The following is a 1,204-nucleotide window of genomic DNA, read 5'->3' as shown; positions in this document are numbered from 1 at the left end:
CCGCTTGTAAAACATGTTAATGGCCGTGGTTGGATTTAAGCCCAATTCGCTTAAAATTGCTTCGGTATCATCGGCCAAATCTTTATCAATCTTGACTTGAACCCGTTTCTTTTCCTTAACTGCCATGATTGTCTCATCTCCTTTCTTTTACTACTACCATTATACTACCTTTTGAGTACCTTATCAATAGATAAAGCCTTGGCCTCAAATCACTTGAGCTTGGCGTTGATCTAAAGGCTGAACTTTTGAGCTGGTTAGCCTGGTTAGCTCTGACACTCATTTAAAAGCCCCTATTCTTATGCTTAAGCCATTTAAATCTAACTTAAGTATAAATAGGTTAGTAAGTCTTAAAATCGCTTAGAAAGAATTTTGTAGCCTTTTAGGACTAGTAGTACAACCCACTGTTATCGTTGTCGGCCGATTTTTCTTCTTCGGGGTGTTTGGCCGCATATTCTCTAGCCGCTTGTTTATTCCACCAAACGCCAAATAGGTTTTGCATGGTGCCGTATAAGTAGTTCTCAACATTCTTGATGTGCTTCTCATTGCTTCTCAGGGCGTTAAAGTAGCGTCTCAAGGCTTTAGTCATTAAAGGTTTCAGTTCCTCATCATCAAGTGGGATTATGACACCAATATCTTTGTGATCTTTCTCAACTCGGTACTTAGCATTTAATATAATGCCAATGAAGCGCCGCATTTGTTGCGGAGTGCGGCACCAAAAACTGAGCAGCTGAATGGCTTCGGGTTCTAAGAAGACTTCCCAGCCACTTTCTGAATCCGTTAAGAACTCATCAGCATGTTTTACTAAATCCCGATTTTGGATTTCTATTTCAGCTGGTGAAAAGTTAGCTGTGGAAAAATTTAACTTTTGAGTATCTATCTTGTATCTATCTTTATCTTTTTCTTTAGGTTCTTTATATAGATTAACTGCACTTTTTGCAGTTCCGCTTGTAGCAAGGGTTTGAGACACTTTTGGGCTATCTTCACCGCGTAAATAGACATCGGTTGCTTTCACATCGAGCTTGGACAGATATAAGCGATTCGGTTCATTCTTTTTTGTTTTTGGGTTAAAGCCCAGTTGTTTTTGCATCAGCAAATGAGCGGATTCGAGTTCTTTTTTAATTTTGACGACTTTTTGATTATGGCAATTAGTAGATTGTAAAATTAATCCGAACGCTGTTCGGACAAAAAAGATCAGCTTCCTTTA

At 38.8% G+C, this 1,204-nt stretch carries 2 pseudogenes; both read right to left on the bottom strand.

The window, feature by feature from the left end:
* A pseudogene (locus IV64_RS09225) lies at positions 1–126 on the bottom strand (type II toxin-antitoxin system RelB/DinJ family antitoxin); the annotation flags it as partial.
* A gap of 259 nt (positions 127–385) precedes the next feature.
* A pseudogene (locus IV64_RS09220) lies at positions 386–1,147 on the bottom strand (replication initiator protein A); the annotation flags it as partial.
* Between the last annotated feature and the right edge of the window lie 57 nt (positions 1,148–1,204).

Source organism: Lactiplantibacillus xiangfangensis (genome assembly GCF_001438845.1).
In the GTDB taxonomy this organism is placed as follows: domain Bacteria; phylum Bacillota; class Bacilli; order Lactobacillales; family Lactobacillaceae; genus Lactiplantibacillus; species Lactiplantibacillus xiangfangensis.
Note: the sequence above shows the minus strand (reverse complement) of the source record. Positions and strands in the feature narration are given on the sequence as shown.